Below are 24,479 nucleotides of genomic sequence, written 5' to 3'. Positions count from 1 at the left end.
CTTTGCTTGTCCTCATTGTATGGGTGGGTGCGCCGCGCCATTGGGCAATGGGGAGGGTCGTCGAAGGCGCGGGCATGGTGGTTGCCAGGAGACGCCGCCCTTGACGCATTGCGTTGGCGAATCGGGCGATGCCCTGCAACGTGGGACATGGCCCTTGCTCCGTCGTGCCAGGCTCGAGTCAGGCTCTAGCCATGTCTGGTTCCGAGATGGAGAAATCGTGCCGCAGCGTAAGAGAAGCGTATACTGGTCGGGTCCAACGAGTTGTTTTTTACGTAAGTCCGGTTGGCACGAGGTCGTGCGCCGGGCTCTTTTTATGCCCTTGCTCGCCTGTGCCGACGGGACGGAAAAGGGTCGTCAATGCAGAAGACAAATTACAAGCCGATGCTCGTCATCCTTTATCTGGCGGCGTTCATTGCGGCGTTCAACGAGAACATCATCAATGTGGCCATGGTGGACATCATGGCCGAATTCTCCATCAGTTACAGCGCAGCGCAATGGCTGGTCACAGGCTATATGATCGTGACATCGATCATCGTAACGGTGATGTCGTTCCTTTCGCGACGGTTCACGTTGCGTCGGCTGTTCTATGTTGCTGGGGCATGCTTTTTGGTGGGCGAGGCGGCAAGCTTTGTCATGCCGAATTTCCCGTTGCTGCTGGCTGCGCGTCTGCTCCAGGCTGTAGGGTCAGGCGTGTTCATCCCTCTCATGATGGGTACGGTGCTGGCGGTGGCTCCCCGCGAGAAAATGGGCACCTACCTGTCCATCGGCTCGGCGGCCATCACGCTGGGCCCCGCCTTTGCGCCTGTGGTCTCGGGCGTGGCGGCCACCTTCATCGGATGGCGAGCCATCCACGTGGTGCCGTTCACGGTTGTGGCGTTGCTCGCCGTTGCAGGTGCGAAACTGCTGCGCAACATCGGCGAGCCCGAGTCCGTCAAGCTGGATGCGCCATCGCTGGCGTTGGCCAGCGTGGGTCTCACGGTCTTCGTCTTCGGCCTTGGCGAAATCACCACCCATCTGCCACTGGCACTTGTCTGCATCGCCGTATCGGTCCTGGTCATTGCAGCGTTCGTGCGCCGTCAGTTCGTCATTCCCAATCCCATGCTCACCATGCGCCCCATGACCGATCCCCGATTCTCGGTGGCGTGCATCCTGGTCATCGTGGCCATGATGACCACGTTCTCCATGAGCGTGTTGCTTCCTCTGTACTTCGAAGGGACTTTCGGCCACACGGCGCTGCTGGCTGGCCTACTTATCCTGCCGGCCATCGTGGTCAATGCGATAACAGCTGTTATCGGCGGGCGCATCATGGACAAATCCGGCCCTTGGCCCCTTATCCCCGTGGGGTTTTTGCTGGCCGCCGCAGGTCAGTGCGCCATCGCGGCGTTCAGCGCATCGATGTCGCTGGTTGTTGTGGTAGTCGCGTCGGTGGCGGTGTATGCGGGCGTCGGCCTCATGATGTCGCCCTCCCAAACCGCCGGCCTGCGGACGCTGCCCCGCGAGGAGCACGGTGCGGGCGTGTCCATCATCAACACCTTCAACATGGTGGCCGCTTCCATCGGACCGTCGCTGTTCATCGGCATTCTGTCGTCGGGTGCGGCGAAGGCGTCGGCGGAAGGAACCTCCGCCAACGTCGGCAACGCGGCGGGTTTCTCCCAAGCTGTGCTGGTAGCGGCAGGTATCGCTGTGCTCGGCCTGGTCGTGGCCGTGGTGTATTCCTATAAAGAGCGCGGTGCGGCACCTGCGGCTGTGCATGCGTCCGAAACTGAAATCGCCTCGGGCGCGACGGTCCCGAGCTTGGCCGACGTCATGAAGCGAGACGCCTACACGGTGCCCGCCAGCGCCACCGTAGCCGATGTGGCTCGCATCCTAGTGGCCAACAAGACCAGCGGCGTGCCCGTGGTGGGAAAGGCCGGCGCGGTGCTCGGCTTCATTTCCGACGGCGACATTATGCGCGCCTTGTCGAAGTCCGAAACGCAAGCCGTTGACCTGGGCTATTACCTGGCTGCCATGGCGGAGGACGAGGCTTTCGGCGATCGCGTGCACGACCTGCTGGGCCGCAACGTCATGGATTACGCCACCGAGAACGTGGTGTGCGCATCCGCTGACGAGCCCATCGACAGCGTGTGCGCCAAGCTCAACGGCCGTCGCATTAAGAAGATGCCTGTCGTGGAGAACGGTCGCCTGGTTGGCACCGTCAGCCGAAGCGACATCGTCCGCTACCTGATGGAATCCTTCGTGGCCTAGCTAAAGCCCAAACAACAAACGGGCCGGTCCGCACGCTGCCAACCGGCCCGTTTTACGAGGTCGCCAGACCTACTCGACGCGGTCAAAATATAAGTTTTCGTAGCCATCCCGCATCAGGACAAGTTGTTCATCTTGGATTTCAAGAGTGACAAAACCGTCCGCGGTTGTAAGCACTTCACCGTCAATCGTGTAGTCATTTACTGAACCGAGATTGCCTTCCAGATCCATGAAAAGAACCGTTCCACCAGGCGTGATTGTCAGAGACTCGCCCTCCTGACGTTGCCATGTGCCGACGAACTGCTCGCTTCCTGCAACCGCTGCTCCTGCCGGTTCAACCCTAAGCACATATAAGGACTCACCATCGTCATCGCGATCAAAAACCCTCATTGTGCCGTTGTGTTCGTCAGGCACAACGAGGACCCACGAAGATTCCCCGCCCCGCTCAAAATACTGCCGAACGCCTTCTTTTTGAGGCCCATTCTCATAACGGATGAAATTGTGTTGCTCCGATTCGCCGTCGCGGATCAACTTCACAGTGGCTTTATTATCCCACAGGGCAATGCTTCCGTCGCAGAGGGCCAAATCGAACCTGGCCTCACCGGCTTTATACGCCTCGAAGTCATCCATCGGAAGCGTACCGATTGCTATGACGTTATATTCTTCGGCCTCTTCACTCTCGCCAACTTCTTCAGCATCGGTCGATTCGCCCCCAGACCCCCTCACGGCAGCCCTGTTTCTCGCTTCTGCCGCCTTGGCCTCTTCGGATTCGGATTCCGTTTCGGCTGCGGCCTGCGAATCGTCTTCGGCGGTGTTGCTGGCTTCGGTGGCGACTTCTTCTGTCATGGCCTGCGAGTTGGTCATGTCGTTCGCGTACTCGATTGCAAAGACCGCAACCGTGAGGACGATCGCTGCGATAACCAGTAACGGTCTTTTGGACGTGGACTGTGCTTTTGCGGTCATGGGCTCTCCTGTCTCTTGTTGACGAGACCCATTGTATGGGCGGGCGCGCCGCGCCATTGGGCAACGGGAGGGCGGTCGAAGGCGCGGGGGTTGCAGTTGCCAGGAGACGCAGCCCTTGGCGCTTTTGCGTTGGCGAATCGGACGATTTTTGCTCCGGATTCGAAGTTGTGCATTCTGGTTTCGACGACCTGTGAGAATTCGGCCGTTTGTAGAAAAGCTGACCTGGGGTTTTCCGTGCCCGGCGACGCCTCGCCAGGCAATCGCAATGCACAACTTCGAATCTCGTGCAGAATTCGGCGGTTTCGCCAACTGAGAGCTTGAGCAACGGGCCAGTGGGGCGTCCGCATTTGCATTCGAAATCCAACATGCGAACCGCCCCAAAACAACAGCAGGCGCCGCATAAGCAGCGCCTGCCTGAGAAATAGGATTGGGTTTGACCTGGGGATAGCGGAATCCCAGGGAAGCGGAATTCGCCGTGCGGCCGCGCCCGCACCTAGTTCTCGACTGCGATAAGCTCGACGTCCTCAAGGCCCACCAGTCGAATGGCCTCCAGGGCGCCGATGCCCTGTTCTGCCTGGGCGAACGACTCGGCCAGCTCGTCGGGCAGGGCGGGCATGCCGGCCTCGGGCAGCTCCACCTGCTCGGCCCAGTAGGCACCTTCGGCAAGCATGGTTGCATCTACGTTCACAAACACGCTCAAAGCCTCGATGAGCTGCGGGAACATCACCGTGGTCTTGGTGTGGTTGCGAGTGAGCTTCGCGAATTCGGGCAGCCAGTTGGCCATGTGGTTCACGACGAACGCACGCTCGTCGTACAGCTCCTGTCCCAGTTCGGGCAGGGTCCCGGCGCGCAGAAGTTGCAGGGCCTTCTTGGCGCGGGATGCCATAAAGGAGCACATCATGGCCACGTGGTCTTCGGGCACGCGCTGGAAGCGCTTCGCCTGCAGGCCGTACATGCGGTACTCCATGCGCACGAGAAGCGTGTTCTCCTGTACAGTGGAGGCATCGCGGGTCAGGTATGGCGACTCGGTCGCAGGGGCGGGAAGCGTGCCGGGTCCGACGAACTGGCGCGTGTACTCGTCCTTGGCTGTGTCCGCGAGTTCAGAGCGGTCGCGTTTGCGCAGGTCGTTCAGGAATCCAAGCAGGTTCTGCATCTCGACAGCACCGCCTGCGACCTCCTCGATCGCGTCCTGCGTGCCTTGGCCCAACAGCTCGTCAATCAGCTCGGGGGTGGTGTTGCCGCCGAACAGTTTGTGGAACAGCGTGTACAGGCGCACTCGCGAAATCAGCAGCGCCTCGAGTCCCCAGGCGTCGGCTGGGTCGAACGTAACAGCGGTGGTTTCGGACATGGAATGCTCCTTACACGAGGTCCAAGGGTGGCAAAACAATGGAGGGGACCGGCGGCGCCGCATCGGACGCCGCCGAAGAGGGGTTTACATCACGACGGGGTTGAAGGTTTCGCTCTTGGCGGACTCGCTGGGCTTGATCAGCAGGTTCGGGGTCGTGGTGTCGGCTGTGGGCAGGAAGGGCAGCTCGCTGACCAGGTCGTCGCCGTACTTGGCGCGCAGGTCGTCCATCTCGCCGAAGTCGAGGGCGCGCATGGGGCAGGCGGCCACGCAGGTGGGCTGCATGCCGGCGGCGCGCAGGTCCTTGCAGGTGTCGCACTTGATAATCAGGTCCTCCACCATGTCGTGCTGCGGAGCGCCGTAGGGGCAGCTGCGCATGCAGGTCTCGCACTTGATGCACAGGTTGTCGTCATGCAGCACCAGACCGGTTTCGGGGTCCTTGTACATGGCGCCCACCGGGCAGTTCGCCACGCAGGCGGGGTTTTCGCAGTGGTTGCACGAGATGACGCTCGTGAACATGCCCACCTCGGGGTACTCGCCACATTCGAAGGTGTCCACGCGGCGGCAGCGGGGGCCGGCGCTCTGCAGGTTCATGCGGTCTTTGCAGGCAACCTGGCACGTGCGGCACCCGATGCACTGCGTCATATCAACATAGAATCCAAGGCTCATGGTTATCTCTCCCTTGTTACGCGTAGATGCCGTCGGTCACGTAGGTCTCGTCGGAGTCGGCGTCGACGCCGGCCGCCAGGAACGGTCCGCGCTCGTAGTCTTCCTCCAGCTCGGGGCCGTCGTACTTCGCGATTTCAATCAGCAGGCTGTTGTAGCCGTCCACCTGCGGGAAGTAGTTCGACTGCGTGCCGTCGGAAAGCATCTGCTCGGAGCCGCCGCGGTCGATGATCTCGTCACCGGACTCGTCGAACACGCTGTGCACGCCGTGGGGGATGCCGACGGTGCCCGGCATCATGCCCTGCATCGGCTGGGCCTTGCGCAGCATCTTGCCGAAGTCGTTGAAGCACACCACGGTGTCGCCGGCTTTGATGCCGCGGTCGGCGGCGTCCTGGGCGTTCATGAACACCGGGTTGTGGAAGGCCTCCTGGGTCCACACCATGTTGTCGTAGCAGGTGTGGGCGCGGCGCATGTAGTGCGGGGTGTAGGCCTGCAGCGGGTAGGCTGCCTTCTCGCCGCCGATCTTGCCGTCGACGAAGGTTTCCTGATAGCCGCGGCGCGGGACGAAGTAGTTCGCGTAGGGCTTGATGGGCTCGGGGTTCAGGCCGATGCGGTTCACGTTGTCGGCCTTGAACTGGCAGTAGATCTCCAGCTTGCCGGACAGGCTCGGGCGCGGCCAGGCGGTGTCGGCCACCACGGCGGTTTCGCCGTCTTCGCCGATGCCCAGCTTGTCGTTCAGGTAACCTACGTAGTTGCGGGCGTCGCCTTCCTTACGCTCCACCACGTAGCTGCCGTAGGCCATGAACTCGTCGAAACCGACCTTGCCTTCCTGAACCGGATAGGTGGAGTGGTACTTCTCCTGATCGGCCTCGGTCCAGGTGATAACGGGCTCGAACTTGGTGGCGTCCTCGTTCAGCACGCGCATGCCAAGGAAGTAGCCCAGCCACTGGTCGTAGTTGCTCTTGGGATATGCGGCATCGGGATCGGCGCCCATGCGCTCCATGATCTCGCGGCAGACGGCCTTCTCCTCGCGGGCTTCCCACATGGGCTTGACCAGCGGTTTCCACGCCAACAGAGCGTCCTTGCGCTGCTTCTGGCCGTTGCCGTCGCCGAACGCGGAGGGCCAGCACAGCTCGCCCCAGGTCTCGTCGTCGTTGCCTTCCCAATGGGTGGTCACCGGCATGATGATGTCGGCGAACTGGGCCGTGAGCGACATCTTGATTTCGAAGCTGAAGCAGGCGTCGGCCTGGCGCATGACCTGGATGCCGGTGCTCAGGTTTCCGCGGGTCTGCAGGAAGTTGGAGCAGGTCTGGAACAGGATGCGCGGGTTGACCGGCATCTCCTTGGCCTCGTGGTAGGTCGGGGTGTTGGCGCGCAGCTTGGTGGGGTCGTCCTCAGGCGAGCTGCCGGCGTCGTAGGGACCAGCCGATGTGGAAATGTACTTGCCTTCGGCCAGGCTGGACCACCAGGAGTTGCCCTCGATCAGGATGTTGGGCTTGGCCGGGGCCGCAGCCAGCGCGTCGACGTAGCCGTAGTCGCCGCCGACATGCTGAATCAGTCGGTAGCCGGAGTCGCCGGCGTCCCAGGTGTAGATGGCCGCGCAGCCGTTGCCGCTTTTGCCGTAGTGGCCGCCCAGGGCGCCTACGGTCATGAACGCCTGCGGCAGGTTCTCAGCACCTAGGTAGCGGCTGGCAGCGTAGGAGTGAAGGAAGATGACGTTGTTGTCCTTGGCTGCCATCTGGGCATACCAGGTGATGTCCTCCACCGGCGTGCCGCAGATCTCGGTGGCCCACTCGGGGGTCTTCGGCGTGTCGTCGTACTTGCCCAGGATGTAATCGCGGAAATTCTCCTCGGTGGTGGCGTCTTCGGGCATGGTCTCGGGCGTGAAGCCGACGGTCTTCTCGTTGATGAAGTCCCAGTCGATGATGTTGCCCTGCTCCTCGTCCAGACGGATCATCTCGTAGATGACGGCCAGCAAAAACGCGGTGTCGGTGCCGGGGCGCACACGGATCCACTTGCTGCCCAGCGTGGCGGCCGTCTGGTTGTAGTCGGGGCCAACCTGCACGAACTCGACGCCCGCGTCCTTGGCGTTCTTCAGCCAGTACATGGAGGAGTGCGTCGCCCATGCGGGGTTGCAGCCGTACAGCACGATGGTGTCGGCGTTGGGCAGGTCGTATTTGTCGGGAGCCATCATGATGTCGGGATGGTCGCCCCAGCTGTACATGCCCAGAGCCTCGGTCTGGAAGGCCCAGCAGCCGAAGGATTCGGTCTCGGTGTTGTAGATGCCGCCGCCCAGGTGCGGGAACATGGCGGTTGCGGGAGCCCAGCGCCAGCCGTTGATGACCACGGCCGTCTCGCCGTACTCGTCGTACACGCGCTTGAGCTCGTCGGTCACGTAGGTCAGGGCCTCATCCCAGGTGATGCGCTCCCATTCGTCCTTACCGCGCAGCTCGCCGTGGGCGTTCTCGCCGCCGCCAGGCTGCCAGTTCTTGCGCTTCATGGGGTACTTGATGCGGTCGGCGTTGTACACCTGCTGGCGAAGCGAACGTCCGCGCAGGCAGCCGCGCTGCTGCGGCATGTCGAAGCTGTCTTCGTGCCAGTCGTCGGTCTTCTGGCGAACGACCACGCCGTCCACCACGTAGCCCATGTTCAGGCACATCTGGTTGCAGTTCTGGTGGCAGTGGATGGGCATCCACTCGCCTTTGCCGTCGATGATGTCGGTGTCGGACGCCACCACGTGCGGCGTCAGTTCGGATGCCGTCTCGCTGGTTTCCGGTGCGGTGTCCGCGGAGCCGCTTGTGCTGGGCGAACAGGCGCTCAAGCCCAATGCGGTTGCGGCGGCGGCACCGGCGCTCAGCGTAAGAAAATCGCGGCGCTTCAAGCTCTTATCGATCAAGGACATGCTTGCTCGACCTCCCCCACTTTTCGATTGTGATTTGGAATCTCGCTTATTGATTCCCCCTGGTCATATCTTAAAAGCGGGGTTGTTGAAGTTGAAATGCCTATGATGACTACTTAACTATGCGCGAAAGGCATGGTTTGCAGCATGCGTGTGCAGCAGGGTGTATGAGAACGGCCCGCATGGCAGGTGCGGGCCGTTGTCGAATCGAGTTGTTTCGGGTGCGGCTACTCCAGATAGCGGTCGCGCAGCGCGGTCAGGCGCTCCTCGTCTAGCCCGAGTTCCTTATTCAGAAACTCCTGGTAAGAGCCGTATTCCTGGCGGATTTCGCTCAGGACCCGTTCCCCGAAGTGGGGAAGGACCCCTTCGGAGGCCCGGATCAGCTTCTCCACCACGTCCACCTTGGAAAGCAGCGGCTTGTCGGCCAGCTTCGCCTCGATGCGGGAGCGGCGGTACACGTTGGTCAGCGCGAAGTCGTCGATCATGTCCTGGTCGCTCACGCCCAGCGCCATCAGGATGAGCATGGCCGCGATGCCCGTGCGGTCCTTGCCAGCCGTGCAGTGGAACAGCAGCGGCACGTTGGCCGATTCGATCTCGGCGAACAGGCGACGGTAGGCCACGCTGTCGAAGGCCAGCGACGAGTAGATTTCGGCCACGGCCGCCTCGATGCTTTCCTCCCGGTCGGGGTCCTTGCGGCGCGGGTTCACGAGCAATTTGTAGATTGAACTGGGCGAAAGGTTCACCTCGTTGTCGTCGGCGTCCATGCAGCCGCTGATGCGGATCTGTTCGGCGCCGGAGATGACGGGGTCGGGCAGCTCGTCGGCCTCCTCTTGGCAGCGCAGGTCCAAAACAAAGCGAAGTCCCAGGTCGGAAATGCGTTCCAGCTCCTCGGGCGTGGCTTCGCCCAACGCTCCGCTGCGGTAGAAGACGCCGTGCTTCACGGTGCGTCCGTCCGCCGTGCGGTAACCCCCCAGCTCCCGGAAATTGAGTTCGTCGCGCAAGCCGCCGACATGACCATGATGCATGCTCGTATCCATTCTCGCCTCCTTGGCACGGGGGTGATGTCCGACGCTATGATAGCGCGAACGCGCCCTATGTGAACAGGGGATACGCACGGTTTTGAAGGCTGATTCCGCCGCCTGTGGCGGACGGGCGCTTGCATTGCCGAAGGCCTTTCAATTAAGATGCCTTCGGAAGTATGCGTGAAAGGCATGGTTGCGCTGTGGGGATGGCGCGGCCGTGCTGCCGCAAGGGCGCATGCTGAACACATATATGAGAAGGGTGCGATGTTATGGGAGCTGCGCGCAACGCCGGCCGAAGGCCGGACGAGACGTGTCCGTCGCCAGGGAAGCCTTCGCGATTCCGTCGGCCGGACGGCTCGACGGTGGGGGGATCCATGGAGCTTCGGACGCTGAAATACTTCATAGCGTTAGTGCGCGAGGGGAACATCACGAACGCGGCCAAGGCGCTGCATGTCACGCAGCCCACGTTGTCGCGCCAGCTTGCCACGCTGGAGCAGGAGCTGGGCGTGCAGCTGTACACGCGCGGACACAAGACGATCAGCCTGACCGAGCAGGGCAACGTGCTGTACCGCTACGCCGAATCCATCGTGGGCCTGGCCGAGAAGTGCGAAGAGGAGATTTCGCTGCCCGAGCACACCGTGGCCGGCGCCGTGCACATCGGCGTGGGTGAGACCAAGCTCGTGGCCATGCTGGCCCAGGCCATGGAGCGCACGCGGCGCGAATACCCGAACATCATGTTCGAGCTGAGCGCGGGCAACAGCGCCGACTTGATGGACGGCCTGAATAAGGGTCGCTACGACTTCCTGCTGGAATGCGAAGTGCGGCCGCACGTGAATCTGAATGTTCTGAAACTGCCGGTCAAGGACCAGTGGGGCCTGATCGTGCGCGGGGACAGCCCCCTGGCCAAGCTGGACGCCGTGGGTCCTGTCGAGTTCGTGACCACGCCCATCATCATGTCTCAGCAGGGCGTGGGCTCGGCGCGCATGAAGGACTGGCTGGGCGACCGCTACGACGACCTGGTGGTGAGCGCAACCTACAATCTGCCGCACGTGGGCAAGTTCCTGGTGCGCGAGGGGCTTGGCGCCATGATGACCTACGGTGGGCTGTTCGATGAGAAACGCTCCGATGACCTGCGGTTTGTGCCGCTGTCGCCCATGATCGAATCGACCCAGGGCGTGGTGTGGCGCAAGGTGACGCCGAGTAAGCCCGCCCAGGCGTTCCTTGTCGAGCTCCAGCAGCTGTGCGACGAGATGCGCTAGACGCTTGGGACAAAGGGGGCAGTCCCCATTGTCCCATTTTCAGGCGGGACAACGGGGACGTAGCCCTTTGTCCCTTTTTCGGCGAGGCGGAGGCAGGCTGGCAAGGTCGGGAAGTGTCCTCGCCGACGCAAAAATGGGACAAAGGGGACTGTCCCCCTTTGTCCCATTCGGGAAAGGCGAATTGGTTTACGGAACGTTAGTCCAGCGTGGCCAGGGCCTGCTGCAGGTCAGCGATGAGGTCCTCGGGATCTTCCAAGCCCACCGAGAAGCGGATGAGGCCGTTGGAGATACCCATGCGCACGCGCTCCTGAGGCGGAACGTTGCGATGCGTCATGGTGGCGGGGTGCTCCACCAGCGACGAAGGATCGCCCAAGCTCACGGCGATGTGCGGAATCGTGAGGGCGTTCACCATGCGGGTGCCGGCTTCAAGGCTGGTCATGCCGTTGATGCCGTCCTTCATCTCGAAGGAGAGGATGCCCGTGAACATGTCCTTCTTGAACTGCTTGGCGGCGATGTCGTGGTCGGGGTGCGACTCCAGGCCAGGGTACAGCACGGTCTGAATCTGGGGGCAGGTCTCGAGGAACTGCGCCACCTTCATGGCGTTGCTGCAATGGCGGTCCATGCGCAGGCCCAGCGTCTGCAGACCGCGCAGGACGAGGAATGCGTCATGCGGGCTCAGTGTGCTGCCGCAGGCCTTGGTGGAGCCGTAGGTCCTGATGGGGCCCAGGTCTTCCTTCTTACCCACGATCAGGCCGGCAATCACGTCGCCGTGGCCGTTGAGGTACTTGGTGGCGCTGTGGACCACAATGTCGGCACCCAGTGCGAGCGGGCGGACCAGCGGGGTGGGGGCGAAGGTGGAGTCCACGATCACCTTGACGCCGTGGGCCTTCGCCAGGGCGGAAAGGGCCTCGATGTCGGCAACGCGGGTCATAGGGTTGCTGACGGTTTCGAAGTAGAGAATCTTCGTGTTGTCCTGGATGGCGGCTTCAACGGCGGCGAGGTCGTTGGTGTCGACGGCCGTCATCGTGATACCGAACTTGGGCAGCACCTCCTGGATGACCACGTTGGTGCAGCCGTACACGCAGTTGCCCATGACCACATGGTCGCCGGAGGACAGAAGCGTCAGCAGGACGGAGCTGATGGCGCCCATGCCGGAAGCGGTGGCGATGCATTCCTCGCCGCCTTCGAGCAGGGCGATCTTGGTCTCCAGCGCGCGTACGGTGGGATTGCCGCCGCGGGAGTATGCGAAGCCGGGCTTCTCACCCAGGAAGATGGCGGTACCGTCTTCGCGGGTGTCGAAGCAGAACGTGGACGTCTGGTAAATAGGGGTAGCGAGGGAGCCGTGGGCGGGGTCGGGATCCTGGCCGCCGTGCACTGCCAGCGTGGAGAATCCCACGGTGCTCCAATCGATTGTATTCATGGTTGGTCTTCTTTCGTAAAACTAGGAAATGATCTTGGCAAACGACTGTGCGAAACGCTCCTGGCATTCCGGACTGTCGTCTACGAACTCAGTATGCGCCACGTAGTCGCGGACCTGGGCGGTTCGCGGGTCGTCGCCGCTGAACCCGATGTCCGCAAGGGAGCATGGCATGTCCATCGAGCGCATGAATTCCCGCAGCTCTTGGGCTTGATCGGGCGCACCGTTGAAGGTGCACTGCATGATCAGCCCGATGGCCACTAGCTCACCGTGCAGCCACGGTTTGGAGTCTTGGCCGAAGAACGTGCGCATCCCGTCGTAGAAGCGATGCGCCAAGGCGGTTTGATGGAAGCCTCGCGTCAACGCGCTCACGATGCCGGTCAGGGCCATGTTCGCGAAGGTGATGCGCTCAAGCGCCTCGGTCACCTGGCCGTTGGCCGCATCCTGGCAGGCCTGCGTGCCGTAACGGTGCAGCAGGTCGTAGTTGATGCAGGCGTATTGGTATGCGGCGAAACGATCCACCCGCGAGTTGTCGCAGGTAAGCCCGGTGCCGCCGTTGCTGATTTCGGGCATCTTGGCCATGGCGTCAAGCACGCCGGCGGCGATCAGCCGAGGCGGCTGGTTCGCCATGATGTCCATGTCGACGATGACGGCGTCCACTTCGCGAGTGAAGCGCCAGACTCCGTCGGCTTTGCCCTGGGCATCGTACATGACCGAAAGCGGCGTGTACGCCGCGCAGGTCGCGATGCTTGTGGGCACTTCGATCAGGGGCAGCCCTGCGCTGCAGGACACGGTTTTGGCGACGTCCATCATGCGTCCGCCGCCGATGCCCACAATCACGTCGCAGCCGCAGGCCAGTGCCTGGTCGGCCAGCCTTCGGGCGTCATCCCGCGTGGCCGGGGCCTCGTGGGTGACTGCCTCGAAAGCCGCCGATGCGGCGGAGAAAGAACTCTCCACCGCATCGCGAACAAGAGGATACGAGCACGGGCCGCCAAGCACGAAGGCTTTCGAACCCAGCAGAAGCACTTCGGAGCCTAGGAGGGTAATGACCCCTTTCTCCTGCAGGTAGCGGCCCGCACCCATTTTGTAAGCCTTGTCTACGAATTCACCACTCATTAAAAATCCTGCTTAATCGATGGTCCAGCGCAAGACGTAGTTCTTGAACTGCTCGAACAGCTGCATGATGATCACCAGGACGATGGTCATGAAGATGAAGCCTGCCCACATGTTGTCGAACAGGCCCATGTCGGCGTTGCGCTTGACGAAGTAGCCCATGCCGTACTGGGAGCCGTACATTTCGGCGAAGCACAGCATGAGGAACGCGCCACGCAGCGAAGTGACCATGCCCGACATGATCGACGGCATGGCCGCCGGCAGAATTACGTGGATCAGGCGCTTGAATCCGGTCAGTTTCAATGTGTCGGCGTTGTCGAAATACCGCTTGTCAATGGTCATGATGCCGTTGACGGTGGAGAACAACGTAGCCCAAATGGATCCGTACACGATCAAGAAAATCGATGCCGAGAAGAAGCTGGGCATCATGTGCAGGGCGAACGGCGAAAGCAGGATGGCGGGAATAACGCTGATCGCGTAGATCAGCGGATAGATCGTCTTCCTGAAGCGGCCGTACAGACCCATGGGAATGCCCAGTCCTAGTGCCACGAGGCAACCGATGATCAGCGACGGGATGAGGATCGCCATGGATGAGACGAAGTTCGGTGCTAGCAGGTCAATGTTGCCGGTAATGGCGTTGCCGATTTTTTCGACCGTGGGGAACAGCACAGGGTCAAGGGCGCCGACGTTGGTGGCATGCGTGTACAGGGCCGCCAGAACGACGAAGAGAACCGCCGTGATCCAGTACTGCTTGATGAAATTCGTAGTCTTCTTCATGGTTGTTTATGCGTTGAGTTCAGCGAAGTCCTTGGCGCACTGCTCGTAGAACTCGGGGTCCTCGTCGCCGTGAGCTGCGGTAACTTCTTCCAGTGCCTCTTCGTACAGGGAGATGTCGATGTGGTCGTCCAGGTTGATGTTCTCCCAGCCCTCGTCCAGGAAGCCCAGCTCGCCCATCCAGTTCCAGGCGCGATCGACAACGGAGCGGCCCGGGTCGACCATCATCTTGTAGTGGTCGTTGTTGGCGAAGATCTCGATGTACTCCTTCGGGGAGTTCACGTTCTTGGCGTTCAGCTCGATGCAGTAGTCCTTGTTGCGGTTGTAGAAGGACAGGGCGCGCAGCCAAGCACGCAGCAGACCCTTCAGGGCGTCGCGGTTGTTGGCCAGGAACTCGGCGCTGCAGTCGGCGACGCAGCAGGAGTAGTTCGGGGTGACGTCGCTCTCGTAGGCCATGACCTCCAGGTCGTCCATCTGGCTGACGTTGTAGTTCTGGGAGGTGCCGACGATGGCGTAGTCGGCCTCACCGGCGCGGACGGCTTCCAGGCGGTCGGCATGGTTGTTCAGAACCATGAGGTTGATCTCGTTCAGCGGATCATGGCCGGCATCCAGCAGCGGACCCATGACGGCATATTCGTTGCCGGAAGAGGCCAGGGTTTTGCCGAGAAGATCCTCGGGGCCGTTCCACTTGGTACCGGTCTTGGCGACGATGGGCATGCAGCCCTGCATCATGTAGCGGCCGAAGATGACCAGCTCGTTGCCGGAGCCGATCTGCTGCAGCGGCATGTTGGTGCCCTGGCTGGCCAGAACGTCGACCTTGTCGGAGAAGACGCCGGCGAAGCAGTCGACGTTGTTCTCGAACTGGACGAACTCGACCTCGACGCCTTCCTCGGCCAGGTAGCCCTGGTCCATGGCGACCTCGGTGGTGATGTGGCCGGCGCCGCCGTAGGCCATGCGGATCTTGGTCAGAGGCTTGGGCTCCTCAGAGGCGGCCTCTTCGGTCGTGGCTTCGGTGGCCGTTTCTTCTGCGGCCTGTTCGGTGGTGTCGCCACCGTCGCTGGCGCAGCCGGGCAGCATAAGGCTAGCAGCGGCGACGGCACCGACTCCAACGAAGTTGCGGCGGCTCATGTTCTTCTTCATGATGATTCCCTTCCTTTTCTCTAAGGATTCCACGGGCATGGTGCCCGATGTACACGGTTATTCGATATGGGACATGACGTCCTGGTTGATGTTGGCGATCAGCGCTTCGCGCAGTTTGGCGACGGGTTCGCTGGTGTAGAGGTTCGCGCGGGTGGGGCGCTCCTCGGGTTTGACGCTGTGCTCGAAGATGATCTTGCTGGGCGACTGACCGAACACGAAGATGCGCGTGGCCAGCAGCAGGGCCTCCTCCACGTCGTGGGTGACGAAGAACACCGTCTTGTGCTGGTCTTCGTGGCTCCACAGGTTTAGCAGCATGTCCTGCAGCTTGGCGCGGGTGACCGCGTCCAGGGCGCCGAAGGGTTCGTCCATCAACATGACCGACGGGTCGATGCTGAACGAGCGGGCGATGGCGCAGCGCTGCTGCATGCCGCCGGAAAGCTCCTTGGGATACTTCTTATAGACATCCGGCTTCAAACCGACGTCCTGCAGCACATCAAGGGCGATTTTCTGCAGTTCGGACTTCTTGCGCTTGGGGTAGCGCTGGCGCAGGGCGAGCAGGATGTTGTCGCCGGCGGTCATCCAAGGGAACAGGCCGTAGTCCTGGAACACGACGCTGCGGTCCAGGTCGGCGCCGGTGATTTCCTGGCCGTCCATCTTGATGCTGCCCGTGGTGGCTTTCTCCAAGCCAGCGAGCAGACGCAGGAACGTCGACTTGCCGCAGCCGGATTGTCCCAGCAGGCAGACGAAGTCACCGCGGTTGATCTTCATGTTAATGCCGTTCAGGATGAGCCTGTCGGTGCCTTCGTAGGCGAATGAGAGGTCTTCGACAACGATATCGTTCACTGAGCGTTCCCTTCTTTATCCGAAATACAGGCGTGCGACCTCGGCGAACCGGGGCAGCGATGCCTTGATGGCTGTGTTGGAAATGCAATATGAGAGGCGCACGTAGCCGGGACATTCGAACGCCGAGCCCCCTACGGCCACGATGCGGTGGGCCGCCAGGTTCTCGAGGAAGCGTTCTTCATCTCCGTCGGGTGCGGGCAGCAGCAGGTAGAACGCGCCGTTGCCCTTAATGGGGGAGAAGCCGCAGTCCAGCAACCCTTCGTAAAGGGCCTTGCGGTTGACGTCGTAATAGGAGACGTCAACCGTCTGGTCCACGCAGGCCATTGCCATGCGCTGGGCGGTAGCTGACGCGTTCACGAAACCGAGCTCGCCGATGCCGCGGCGTATGCAATGGCACAGTTCGTCGACGCCTTCCATAGTGGGCGGCAGGGCTGCGTATCCGATGCGCTCGCCTGCAATCGAGGCCGACTTGCTCCAGGAGTACACGACCACGGTGTTCTCGTACAGCGCCGGCCACCAGGGGGCTTTCGTTCCGTCGAAAGCCAGCTCACGATAGGGTTCGTCGGACACAAGCAGGATGTCCTGGCCCGTTTCCTGCTTCCGGCGCTTGAGCACGTCCACAATGCCTTCGGCCACGTCGTCGGGATACACCAGGCCGGTGGGGTTGTGGGGCGTGTTGACCAGCACCATGCGGGTGGCGGGGGTCAGGGCAGCTTCGAAGGCGTCCAGGTTGGGGAACATGGTCCGTTCGTCATAAGGGACCGTGACCAGTTTGATGCCCCAGTTGTCTGCGAACGTACGATAGGCTGCGTAGTAAGGCGCAAAGACCACCAGTTCGTCGCCGGGGTCGATCACCGCGCGCATGAGCACGTTGAGCGCACAGGCCGCACCTGCGGTCATCACGATGTGCTCAGGGCCGAAGCTGCTGCCGAAACGCCTGTTCAAGGAGTCGGCGACCGCTTGACGCACCTCGAGGTACCCGCAGTCCTGCATGTAGCCGTGGATGGCGGGGCCGCTGGATTCCAGCGTCGCAGACAATGCTTGCGCTACACCCTGGGGGCAGGGTGCCGTCGGGTTTCCGATGCTGAAATCGAAAACTTCGGAAGCTCCGTATTCGGTTTTTAGGCGCTCAGCACGCTCATAAGCTTCGCGGATCGGCGACGGGGCCATTCGCGACTGCATGAAACGCGAAATCAAAGGATGCCTCCCGCGTCAATAAACAGCTGTATTCGTATGTTGCAGAGGATGCGCTCGCATGCAGAACGTGAGCGTAGATATGCTAAACAGGCGGTCCGTTCGGAATCAGAAGAACGGGACCCATACCATCGGGCATGTTTGCCTTCGTGCGCACGGCCTATGTGCAGATGGGCCGTGCGGCGGGTAGTATAGCATAAACATGATTGTTGAGATGCTGCAAAATAAAGCGATTCGCGTATAGACACGACGATTTCTAGTAACAAATTCTATGAATCGGCACTTTATGAGACACGTGTCCCATATGAAGGCTTTTATTATTCAGAATTATAATAGCTATTATCAGTACTAATGATTAAATTACGGTGGTTTTTGGGCCTGCGAATCGGCATTGTGCGCTGCATATCGCCGCCGGATGGCGTCTTGAAGAGCGCGGTTTTACTGCTATACGGCCCAGTATGAGAGGAATTCCTGCCCGGCTTTGCTTGTGGGATAGGAAAGTGCCGTTGCGGTGTCGCCGAACTCAACTATGCGGCCTTCGGCGAGCATGACGGCTCTGTCGGAAATGCGGCGCGCCTGCGAGGGCGCATGGGTGGCGGTCAGCATGAGGCATCCCGTTCGACGGCGATAGGCGGCCAGCGCGCCTTCGACCAATGTGGTGCCGGCGATGTCCATCGATGCCGTGGGCTCATCAAGCAGCAACACGTCGAGATCCTGCACAAGCATGCGGGCCAACGCAACGCGCTGCGCCTCGCCGCCAGACAAACCAGAGCCGCGGCTGTCGGCCATGTCGGCCATGCCCACCGCCTCGAGGGCTTCACGCACCCGACGGTTGATTTCGTCGCGGGGCTTGCCGGAGTCGTGGAGCGCCATGGCTACGTTGCGGAACACCGAGAAGCCGAACGCGTAGCTGCGCTGGGGCATGTAACCGACAGCCAGGTCTTCGCGGGTTGCCGAGCCGCCCACGTCAACGCGCCCTGCGGTCATGGGCTCAACGCCGGACAGCACCTTGATGAGGGTGGATTTGCCGCTGCCGTTGGGGCCGACCAGGGCGTAGGAATGTCCGGATTCCAACGTGAGGGAATCGACATCGAGCACGGTGCGTTCTCCGTAGGCCTTGGTCAGGCCTGCTATGTTGATGGTGAAGCGAGCGGACGTCATGCTTTGCCTCCCAGCTTCCCGCCACGGGATGTGCTCCAGGCGCCTTGAACCTTGGTGGTGCCTGTGCGCTCCTGCAGCGTCAGGGCCACGGAGTTGACGACGAATGACACGACGAGCAGCACGATGCCCAGAGCGACGGCGTATTCGAAGTGCCCCATGTTCGTTTCAAGCATGATGGCGGTAGTCATGACGCGGGTCTTGTACTGCACATTACCGCCGACGAGCATGACCGCGCCCACTTCGCCGATGGAACGACCGAAGGCTACAAACAGGATGGAGAACAGTTGGGAGCGGCATTCGTACAGCAGGCACAGCAATTCGTGGTGGCGCGAGAGCCCCATGCCGTGGGCGGTTTCGTGCACGAGAGGCGCCACGCCGGAGATGGCAGTGGCGGAAAGGCCGCAAACGATGGGCGTGATAAGCACCACCTGGGCGATGACCATGGCTGTCAAACTGTACAGAAGCTTGAGCGTGCCCAGCGGGCCAGAGCGCGACAGGATGAAGAACACGATGAGACCCGCCAATACCGGCGGCAATCCCATGAGTGTGTTGAGTATGCGCATGACGAGCCGTTTCCCAGGAAAACGGTACAGCCCGATGCATACGCCGAGCGGGACGCCTATCGCAGTCGAGATGACCGTCGAGAAGACGGACATCCGAAGGGTCAGAAGGACGATTTGCGACAACTCGCTGCCCGGCGTGAGCACCAAGCTGAATGCCTGAATGAGTTCGTTCATAATCAAGAACTGCGGCCGGCAAGGTCGTGACCAGCCGGCCGCGGAGTATCCGATTTACGACTCGAGGATGTAGAACAGAGGCTCGCCGTACTCTTCGGTGCCGTATTCGGCGATGAGCTGGAGAGCCTTGTCGCTGGTCATCCACTCGATGAAGGCATTGGCGCCGTCGATGTTGGTGTCGGGCCAGGCTTCGGGGCTGATGGCGATCATCGTGTAGGTGTTCTTCATGTCATCGGATTCACCCAGCAGAATCTGCAGGGATTCGCTAGCGTCGTTGGACAGGAAGGTGCCCTTGTCGGAGAGGGTGTAAGCCTGGCGCTCGTTGGCCTGGGTCAGCGTTGCGCCCATGCCGCTACCGGCGTTGATGTACCACTCTTGCCCGTCAGGGTTGATGCCAGCGGCTTCCCAAATCTGGAGTTCCTTCTTGTTCGTGCCGGAATCGTCGCCGCGGGAGACGAATGCGGACTGGGAATCGGCGATAGCAGCGAATGCGTCGGCGGCCGTTGCGCAGTCGGCGACGCCTGCTGGATCATCGGCGGGGCCGACGATCACGAAGTAGTTGTACATGAACGAAACGCGCTCGACGCCGAAGCCAGCCTCGACGAACTCTTCTTCGCTCGCCTTGGCATGGACCAATAGCACGTCGGCGTCGCCCGTCTCGCCCTTCTTGATGGCGGCACCGGTACCGGCGGAAGTGACCTCCAGCTGATAGCCCGTATCCTCTTCGAAGTAGGGCTGCAGGTACGGCAGCAGGCCGGAGTCGTTGACCGACGTGGTGGTGGAGACGCGGATGACCGGGTTCTCAGGCGCGGCAGGCGCGGTTCCTTCCTCGGTCGTTTCTTCCGTGGCGGCTTCTTCCGTTGCGGCCGTGTCGGTGGATTCGGCATCGCTGTTTGCGGTGCCGGAACCACCGGAACAAGCTACCATGCACAGTGCAAGCGCTGCTGCGAATACGGTAGCAAGCAGAAGCTTAGATGAAAGCAGTTTCTTCATCGTGGATTCTCCCCTCGATTTTCCCTCTAGTTTGTATGAAGCGTCTGACCCTCATCACGCCTCGTGATTCCAAGTATATTCCTCAATACATAACAGGGAACATATACCAAAGCGCCAGAACCCACGGCCAAACATTTCCTAATCTCCCAGCTCGTGCAACGACGCCTCCGTTTTCTGTGCACTTAGGGCGATAATCTGCAACCCGACAGCGTTCGACGAGGCTTCGTATCAAGTCTCGCCAAGAGTTACACCACAAATCAAGTAAATCTGTGGTGTAACATTTGATGGATTAAGCCGAAAGCAAGCGATTTGGAGGCTTTCGCGGCAGATTATCCCCTCAAGTGCTCCCGAGATTGGTTTTTCGTTGCACGGCGGGGCGATGGCGGTGCCTGCGTGTGGATGCCGAAGCCAACGCACCAAAAAACAGAAACGCCCGACGTCGTTGCAAGGACGTCGGGCGTTTCGATTGGTGCGTGAATGCGCAGTGTGGTGCTACTTGATGATGTGGAGCTTGCCGAGGAGCGGCATCTCCTTCATCTCGCCGTGATACGCAGCGACGGTGCCCAGGATCTGGCAGACGAACACGAAGATCATCGCGATCAAGCCGATGAGGATGATGGACAGGATGCCGCAGACGACGTAGGAAATCAGCAGGACGACGATCTGGTTCACATGGAATTTGATGAAGGGGTCGGTCATGTTGCCGGTAACGACAGCGATGATGACGCCGATGAGACTGTTCCAATAGAGGCTGGCGGCGAAGGCGCGCTTGTTGGCGTCACCCTCGATGGGGCCGGTGTAGACGTTGGCCGGCTGATACTGCTGGTACTGCTGCTGCTGATATTGCTGCTGATATTGCTGCTGCTGCTGAGGGTCGTACGCAGCGTTCACGGGTGCCGCAACCGGCTCGGGGGTTGGGGCGCTCGTAGGCGCAGCGGCTGCACCGAGGGTCGTTCCGCAGTTGGCGCAGAAGGCGGTTCCATCGGGGTTTTCGGTTCCGCATTGCGGGCAGAACATAGTGCATCACTCCTTTTGGTTTGTCGGACAAATATAGTTATCCTACAGTCAACCAACGTAGGCATGCTAGGCACTCCCGAGCAGTCGGCCGCCGTGCTGTGCAAAAGGCTATAATGGCGGAGCCAAACAATGATCAGCCCAGGTGCCCATCCGGTCCATTGTTTGGCGACGATCCCGATCGGATGGGCGCCTGGGCGGATGGGATACCGCCATGTCCACCCGTACGAACCCGTTCGCGAAGCGGGTCAACGCCCTCGATGAGGGCGATTTCGCGCTCTTGCAAGAGGCCGTCGAGACGAGAAGGTGCCGCGAGTCCGTCGGCGTCGGAGATTACGACGAGGCTGCCGACGAGTGGAGGCCCCGGCCCCCGTGCCCGAGATGCGGTTCCGGCGAGACCGTCGGCCGAGGCCGCACGGGTGCCGGCCGCAGGTTCTGGGAATGCCGCGACTGCGGTCGCAAGTACACGTCGTTGGCCGGCACGATATTCGAATCCTCGAAGAAGCCCCTGTCCGCATGGGTCCTCTTCATCCGCCTCATGTGCTACAACGTGCAGCTCGACGCTGCGGCGGAGCTCTGCGGGATGTCGCACCAGACGGCCTGGGAGTGGCGCCACCGGGTCATGAGCACGATAGACGGCTACCAGGACCGCATCGTCCTGCGGGACAAGGTCTGGATAGACGAGATGTACGTCACGGACTCCGACCTGAAGGGAGGCCCGGGCTGGAGGCCGAAGAGGGGCCTGAGCAAGGACAAGGTCTGCATAGCGGTCGCGATCGACGTCCACAAGAACGTGGTCGCCGTGCGCTGCGGCCACGGCAAGCCCTCGGCCAGGCGCATCAAGGACGCGCTGCAGGCCAGCATCGCCGAGGGCTCCGAGATCTTCCACGACATGGAGAAGTCCCACAAGTCGCTGGTGAAGGCCGTGAAGGGCGTCGACCGGCCCTACAAGGCCGACACGAAGGACCCGGAGTACCTCGAGAAGATGGCGATGGTGAACAACCTGTGCTCCTGGATCAGGCGCTACCTGCACGGCTACGTCGGCATGGACGTCAAGAACCTGCAGTCATATCTGAACTGGTACGCGTACCTGTTCAGGGTCAAGCGGGCCGAGGAGAAATGGCCCAAAGTGGAAAGGGTGCTCCGCCATTTGTTCATGGCCGACGCCACTTTCCGCAGCTCGCGCAAGCGCGGTCACGCCTACGTTGGTTGACTGTAGGGTATAGTTATTGTAACAGTTCCCGACGATAGGAACATGTTGGTTCAGCATCCGACGGGTCGGAACGTCATGTGCGTTCCAGAAAACAAAAGTCGACCGCAATATGAGCGGTCGACCTGGCGCTTCATGGTGCCCCCGGGCGGATTCGAACCGTCGACACCCGCTTTAGGAGAGCGGTGCTCTATCCCCTGAGCTACGGAGGCATGCGGCTATTCTAGCATTACTGAAAAGAATTGGGCAGTATTTCGCAAGACATGCATCGGGGCTGACGTCTGGTGGCATGCACATGGGGAAGAAAGGGCCGTCCATATCGGTATTTGCAAGGTAGTGAATCGCCAATATGCAGAATAGTTGTATAAATAATCAATAATATGCACAGCATGGATATTATTGTGTTGAAATCTGGCAGCGCAATGCAGACTGGCCATGAAGTGGTATAGTTCCTCTGCCTGCTGGGGCCGCTGGCGGCGCATTCCTCTCTCTTGCTGTTATTGTGCGGTTCTGGCAGGTTTCCTGTTTTATAGCGACCATCCGGGGCTTTTCTGAACGTACGCGTGGCAGCAAATGTTCGGGCGGTTGTCACATATACGGCGCAAACAATGGGACTCCTGCGGCATTTCGTCCTATAATATGCAGCCATGGACGACAAAGAACTGACATATCATCCCACCGAGGCCACTGAGCTGCGCCCCTTTGCGGTCATGCCTGAGGTGGAGGCCATCCGGACACATCCGCTCTACTGCAAGTGGTATGCCCGTCTGAAAGACTGCGAAACCGACCGGGAATACTGCCGCCACGGCGCCGACCACCTTATCGGCGCGGCGCGCATCGCCTACATCATGGTGCTGGAGCAGGGGCTTCCCTATTCCAAAGAGCTGATTTACGCCACGGCGCTGCTGCACGACATCGGCAAGGCGGCGCAGTACGAATGCGGCGATCCCCATGAGGTGGTGGGCGAAGGCATCGCGCGCCAGATTCTTTCGGATATCGACGGGTTCACGGATCAGGAGAAGGAGCAGATCGTGCATGCGGTTCGGGAGCATCGCCGCTACGACAGGTCTTCCTCCGAACTGGGTCGCATTCTGTATGCGGCCGATAAGGCGTCGCGCCTGTGCTTCGACTGCGATGCCAGGGGCACGTGCTCGTGGCCCGATGAGAAGAAGAACATGAACGTGAGGATTTAACGCCATGGATTGTGTATGCATCAACGACTTGGAAGTGTTCGCCCATCACGGGGTGTTGCCCGAAGAACGGGAACAGGGCCAGACGTTCTACGTTGACGTGGAGCTGCGCATGGACCTGAGCGCCCCCGGCAAAAGCGACAACTTGGACGACGCCGTGAACTACGCCGAGGTGTGCGCCTACATCAACGACGAGATGCACGCCGTGACCTTCGACCTGATCGAAGCCGTGGCCGAACACCTGGCGGCTGGAATCCTGGAGCGATTCGACAAAGTGGACAGCCTGCGTCTGACCGTGAAGAAGCCCCGCGCACCCATCCCGCTGCCCTTCGGGTGCGTTTCGGTTACCGTGGAGCGTGCCCGCTAGCGATTATCGGCGGAACGTGAACGCAGGTAGGGGAACGTCTCGCTGATGACGATGCTGCTCGTGATGAGCACGAAGCCGACGATCACGTTGGCAGATACGGCCTCGCCCAAAAACAGAATGCTGAATATAACGCCGAACAGGCTCTCGGACGCCAAAAACAGCGCCGCGGGGGCGGGGGATACGTGCGCCAGGCCGACGTTCTGCAGCGACAGCGCCAGGCAGGAAGCAACGACGATCAGGTAGGCCAGGTTCCGCACGACGGCAGGGTCGGAAAAGGCCTCCAGAGGCAGGGGTCCTTCGAACAGAAGGCCGCCGACGGCGCATAGCCCGCCTCCGACCAGGAACTGGACGACCGTAAGCACCATGGCGTCCCGTCCGTCTCCCAGCTTGGCCATGTAGGCGATCTGCAGCGCGAAGAACACCGCGGCAAGCAGCGTGATGCTTTCGCCGAGCCCGATGGTGAACAGGCCTTCGGTACTGCCCTGCAGCGACACGAACCCGACGCCGCTCAGGCAGAGCGCGGCAGCCACTAAGTTGAACAGGCTGGGTTTGATCTTCGAGGCGGCCCAGGCCACGAACGGCACCATGACGCAGTAAGCGGATGTGAGCACCGTGCTTTTCGCAGCGGTGGTGTACAGCAGGCCGATGGTGTTAAGCCCGTAGCTCACGCCGACAAACACGCCCAGGAAGGCACCGGCCAGAAGCGTGTCGCGGTCCAGGTGGTCGCGCATGCGTGGGTAGCACACCGCACCCAGGATGATGCCCGCCAACACGAAGCGCACGGCGATGAGCCATAGCGGCGGCAGCGCGTCCACCGTGTCTTTCAGCACGACGGTGCCCAGGCCCCAGACGGCGGCGGCAAGCAGAAGCATGCCCTTGTATACCCAGACGGGCAGGTGCAGATGCCTTTCTTTGTTGGCGTTCATGGCGG

Annotated in this window: 21 protein-coding genes and 1 tRNA gene; 5 read left to right on the top strand and 17 right to left on the bottom strand. The window is 61.1% G+C overall.

Annotation, left to right across the window (positions count from 1 at the left end; all coding sequences use genetic code 11):
* The first annotated feature begins 357 nt into the window (after positions 1 to 357).
* Complete coding sequence (locus SHEL_RS13440; protein ID WP_012799823.1) at positions 358 to 2,244, top strand: MFS transporter; 1,887 nt, start codon at positions 358 to 360, stop codon at positions 2,242 to 2,244.
* Between the two features lie 69 nt (positions 2,245 to 2,313).
* Here SHEL_RS13440 and SHEL_RS13435 read toward each other — a convergent pair whose 3' ends face one another.
* From SHEL_RS13435 to SHEL_RS13415, 5 genes are all read right to left on the bottom strand, one after another.
* On the bottom strand, positions 2,314 to 3,204 hold the full coding sequence (locus SHEL_RS13435) for a hypothetical protein (protein WP_012799822.1): 891 nt from the start codon (positions 3,202 to 3,204) through the stop codon (positions 2,314 to 2,316).
* A gap of 493 nt (positions 3,205 to 3,697) precedes the next feature.
* Positions 3,698 to 4,552, bottom strand: a complete 855-nt coding sequence (locus SHEL_RS13430) for a TorD/DmsD family molecular chaperone (protein WP_012799821.1) — start codon at positions 4,550 to 4,552, stop codon at positions 3,698 to 3,700.
* 84 nt (positions 4,553 to 4,636) lie between these two features.
* The gene (locus SHEL_RS13425; RefSeq protein WP_012799820.1) at positions 4,637 to 5,218 is read right to left on the bottom strand and encodes a 4Fe-4S dicluster domain-containing protein; all 582 of its coding nucleotides are present in this window, start codon (positions 5,216 to 5,218) and stop codon (positions 4,637 to 4,639) included.
* 16 nt (positions 5,219 to 5,234) lie between these two features.
* Positions 5,235 to 8,117 (bottom strand): molybdopterin-dependent oxidoreductase, encoded by a 2,883-nt coding sequence (locus SHEL_RS13420; protein ID WP_012799819.1) that lies wholly within the window; start codon positions 8,115 to 8,117, stop codon positions 5,235 to 5,237.
* A 224-nt stretch (positions 8,118 to 8,341) separates the two neighbouring features.
* Positions 8,342 to 9,151 carry a tyrosine-protein phosphatase gene (locus SHEL_RS13415; protein WP_012799818.1) on the bottom strand — a complete coding sequence of 270 codons (810 nt, stop codon included), beginning with the start codon at positions 9,149 to 9,151 and terminating at the stop codon, positions 8,342 to 8,344.
* Positions 9,152 to 9,510: 359 nt separating this feature from the next.
* Between SHEL_RS13415 and SHEL_RS13410 the strand changes: the two genes are divergently transcribed.
* On the top strand, positions 9,511 to 10,395 hold the full coding sequence (locus SHEL_RS13410; protein WP_012799817.1) for a LysR family transcriptional regulator: 885 nt from the start codon (positions 9,511 to 9,513) through the stop codon (positions 10,393 to 10,395).
* A 196-nt stretch (positions 10,396 to 10,591) separates the two neighbouring features.
* Here the strand turns inward: SHEL_RS13410 and SHEL_RS13405 are convergent, their stop codons facing one another.
* The 10 genes from SHEL_RS13405 to SHEL_RS15500 all read right to left on the bottom strand — a co-directional run bounded on the left by SHEL_RS13405 (position 10,592) and on the right by SHEL_RS15500 (position 20,784).
* Positions 10,592 to 11,815 carry a trans-sulfuration enzyme family protein gene (locus SHEL_RS13405; RefSeq protein WP_012799816.1) on the bottom strand — a complete coding sequence of 408 codons (1,224 nt, stop codon included), beginning with the start codon at positions 11,813 to 11,815 and terminating at the stop codon, positions 10,592 to 10,594.
* Between the two features lie 21 nt (positions 11,816 to 11,836).
* A complete protein-coding gene (locus SHEL_RS13400) occupies positions 11,837 to 12,928 on the bottom strand; it encodes an iron-containing alcohol dehydrogenase family protein (protein WP_012799815.1) in 1,092 nt (363 codons plus the stop codon).
* Positions 12,929 to 12,940: 12 nt separating this feature from the next.
* The gene (locus SHEL_RS13395; protein ID WP_012799814.1) at positions 12,941 to 13,702 is read right to left on the bottom strand and encodes an ABC transporter permease; all 762 of its coding nucleotides are present in this window, start codon (positions 13,700 to 13,702) and stop codon (positions 12,941 to 12,943) included.
* A 6-nt stretch (positions 13,703 to 13,708) separates the two neighbouring features.
* Positions 13,709 to 14,839 carry an ABC transporter substrate-binding protein gene (locus SHEL_RS13390; protein ID WP_012799813.1) on the bottom strand — a complete coding sequence of 377 codons (1,131 nt, stop codon included), beginning with the start codon at positions 14,837 to 14,839 and terminating at the stop codon, positions 13,709 to 13,711.
* Positions 14,840 to 14,896: 57 nt separating this feature from the next.
* The gene (locus SHEL_RS13385) at positions 14,897 to 15,682 is read right to left on the bottom strand and encodes an ABC transporter ATP-binding protein (protein WP_012799812.1); all 786 of its coding nucleotides are present in this window, start codon (positions 15,680 to 15,682) and stop codon (positions 14,897 to 14,899) included.
* Between the two features lie 15 nt (positions 15,683 to 15,697).
* On the bottom strand, positions 15,698 to 16,864 hold the full coding sequence (locus tag SHEL_RS13380) for a pyridoxal phosphate-dependent aminotransferase (RefSeq protein ID WP_050749673.1): 1,167 nt from the start codon (positions 16,862 to 16,864) through the stop codon (positions 15,698 to 15,700).
* 456 nt (positions 16,865 to 17,320) lie between these two features.
* A complete protein-coding gene (locus SHEL_RS13375) occupies positions 17,321 to 18,037 on the bottom strand; it encodes an ABC transporter ATP-binding protein (protein WP_012799810.1) in 717 nt (238 codons plus the stop codon).
* A complete protein-coding gene (locus SHEL_RS13370) occupies positions 18,034 to 18,774 on the bottom strand; it encodes an ABC transporter permease (protein ID WP_041422603.1) in 741 nt (246 codons plus the stop codon). Before SHEL_RS13370 ends, SHEL_RS13375 begins: the two co-directional genes overlap by 4 nt.
* Positions 18,775 to 18,828: 54 nt before the next feature.
* Positions 18,829 to 19,767: an ABC transporter substrate-binding protein gene (locus tag SHEL_RS13365; RefSeq protein WP_012799808.1), complete on the bottom strand. Its 939-nt coding sequence runs from the start codon at positions 19,765 to 19,767 to the stop codon at positions 18,829 to 18,831.
* 492 nt (positions 19,768 to 20,259) lie between these two features.
* Entirely contained in the window at positions 20,260 to 20,784 is a 525-nt protein-coding gene (locus SHEL_RS15500) for a zinc ribbon domain-containing protein (RefSeq protein ID WP_012799807.1), read from the bottom strand.
* A gap of 211 nt (positions 20,785 to 20,995) precedes the next feature.
* On the opposite strand from SHEL_RS15500, the gene SHEL_RS13355 reads away from it, so the two are divergent.
* Positions 20,996 to 21,994, top strand: coding sequence for an IS1595 family transposase (locus SHEL_RS13355; protein ID WP_012797493.1), 999 nt, complete (start codon positions 20,996 to 20,998; stop codon positions 21,992 to 21,994).
* 133 nt (positions 21,995 to 22,127) lie between these two features.
* Here SHEL_RS13355 and SHEL_RS13350 read toward each other — a convergent pair.
* A tRNA-Arg gene (locus tag SHEL_RS13350) sits at positions 22,128 to 22,203 on the bottom strand.
* 435 nt (positions 22,204 to 22,638) lie between these two features.
* Here SHEL_RS13350 and SHEL_RS13345 point away from each other — a divergent pair.
* A complete protein-coding gene (locus tag SHEL_RS13345; protein ID WP_197720363.1) occupies positions 22,639 to 23,184 on the top strand; it encodes an HD domain-containing protein in 546 nt (181 codons plus the stop codon).
* A 4-nt stretch (positions 23,185 to 23,188) separates the two neighbouring features.
* A complete protein-coding gene (gene folB, locus SHEL_RS13340) occupies positions 23,189 to 23,548 on the top strand; it encodes a dihydroneopterin aldolase (RefSeq protein ID WP_012799805.1) in 360 nt (119 codons plus the stop codon).
* Here the strand turns inward: folB and SHEL_RS13335 are convergent.
* Positions 23,545 to 24,474, bottom strand: a complete 930-nt coding sequence (locus tag SHEL_RS13335; RefSeq protein ID WP_012799804.1) for a DMT family transporter — start codon at positions 24,472 to 24,474, stop codon at positions 23,545 to 23,547. The two genes, folB and SHEL_RS13335, sit on opposite strands and share 4 nt — an antisense overlap.
* Between the last annotated feature and the right edge of the window lie 5 nt (positions 24,475 to 24,479).

This window comes from Slackia heliotrinireducens DSM 20476, assembly GCF_000023885.1.
Lineage (GTDB): Bacteria > Actinomycetota > Coriobacteriia > Coriobacteriales > Eggerthellaceae > Slackia > Slackia heliotrinireducens.
This window is presented reverse-complemented; position numbering and strand designations above follow the sequence as displayed.

What these genes read in the sequence shown, in the direction of transcription:
- SHEL_RS13430 (WP_012799821.1), bottom strand. Translation starts at nt 4,552, where the DNA reads ATGTCCGAAACCACCGCTGTTACGTTCGACCCAGCCGACGCCTGGGGA.
- SHEL_RS13410 (WP_012799817.1), top strand. Translation starts at nt 9,511, where the DNA reads ATGGAGCTTCGGACGCTGAAATACTTCATAGCGTTAGTGCGCGAGGGG.
- SHEL_RS13440 (WP_012799823.1), top strand. Translation starts at nt 358, where the DNA reads ATGCAGAAGACAAATTACAAGCCGATGCTCGTCATCCTTTATCTGGCG.
- SHEL_RS13415 (WP_012799818.1), bottom strand. Translation starts at nt 9,151, where the DNA reads ATGGATACGAGCATGCATCATGGTCATGTCGGCGGCTTGCGCGACGAA.
- SHEL_RS13375 (WP_012799810.1), bottom strand. Translation starts at nt 18,037, where the DNA reads ATGACGTCCGCTCGCTTCACCATCAACATAGCAGGCCTGACCAAGGCC.
- SHEL_RS13365 (WP_012799808.1), bottom strand. Translation starts at nt 19,767, where the DNA reads ATGAAGAAACTGCTTTCATCTAAGCTTCTGCTTGCTACCGTATTCGCA.
- SHEL_RS13390 (WP_012799813.1), bottom strand. Translation starts at nt 14,839, where the DNA reads ATGAAGAAGAACATGAGCCGCCGCAACTTCGTTGGAGTCGGTGCCGTC.
- SHEL_RS13420 (WP_012799819.1), bottom strand. Translation starts at nt 8,117, where the DNA reads ATGTCCTTGATCGATAAGAGCTTGAAGCGCCGCGATTTTCTTACGCTG.
- SHEL_RS13395 (WP_012799814.1), bottom strand. Translation starts at nt 13,702, where the DNA reads ATGAAGAAGACTACGAATTTCATCAAGCAGTACTGGATCACGGCGGTT.
- SHEL_RS13335 (WP_012799804.1), bottom strand. Translation starts at nt 24,474, where the DNA reads ATGAACGCCAACAAAGAAAGGCATCTGCACCTGCCCGTCTGGGTATAC.
- SHEL_RS13345 (WP_197720363.1), top strand. Translation starts at nt 22,639, where the DNA reads ATGGACGACAAAGAACTGACATATCATCCCACCGAGGCCACTGAGCTG.
- SHEL_RS13355 (WP_012797493.1), top strand. Translation starts at nt 20,996, where the DNA reads ATGTCCACCCGTACGAACCCGTTCGCGAAGCGGGTCAACGCCCTCGAT.
- SHEL_RS13380 (WP_050749673.1), bottom strand. Translation starts at nt 16,864, where the DNA reads ATGCAGTCGCGAATGGCCCCGTCGCCGATCCGCGAAGCTTATGAGCGT.
- SHEL_RS15500 (WP_012799807.1), bottom strand. Translation starts at nt 20,784, where the DNA reads ATGTTCTGCCCGCAATGCGGAACCGAAAACCCCGATGGAACCGCCTTC.
- SHEL_RS13370 (WP_041422603.1), bottom strand. Translation starts at nt 18,774, where the DNA reads ATGAACGAACTCATTCAGGCATTCAGCTTGGTGCTCACGCCGGGCAGC.
- SHEL_RS13405 (WP_012799816.1), bottom strand. Translation starts at nt 11,815, where the DNA reads ATGAATACAATCGATTGGAGCACCGTGGGATTCTCCACGCTGGCAGTG.
- folB (WP_012799805.1), top strand. Translation starts at nt 23,189, where the DNA reads ATGGATTGTGTATGCATCAACGACTTGGAAGTGTTCGCCCATCACGGG.
- SHEL_RS13400 (WP_012799815.1), bottom strand. Translation starts at nt 12,928, where the DNA reads ATGAGTGGTGAATTCGTAGACAAGGCTTACAAAATGGGTGCGGGCCGC.
- SHEL_RS13435 (WP_012799822.1), bottom strand. Translation starts at nt 3,204, where the DNA reads ATGACCGCAAAAGCACAGTCCACGTCCAAAAGACCGTTACTGGTTATC.
- SHEL_RS13425 (WP_012799820.1), bottom strand. Translation starts at nt 5,218, where the DNA reads ATGAGCCTTGGATTCTATGTTGATATGACGCAGTGCATCGGGTGCCGC.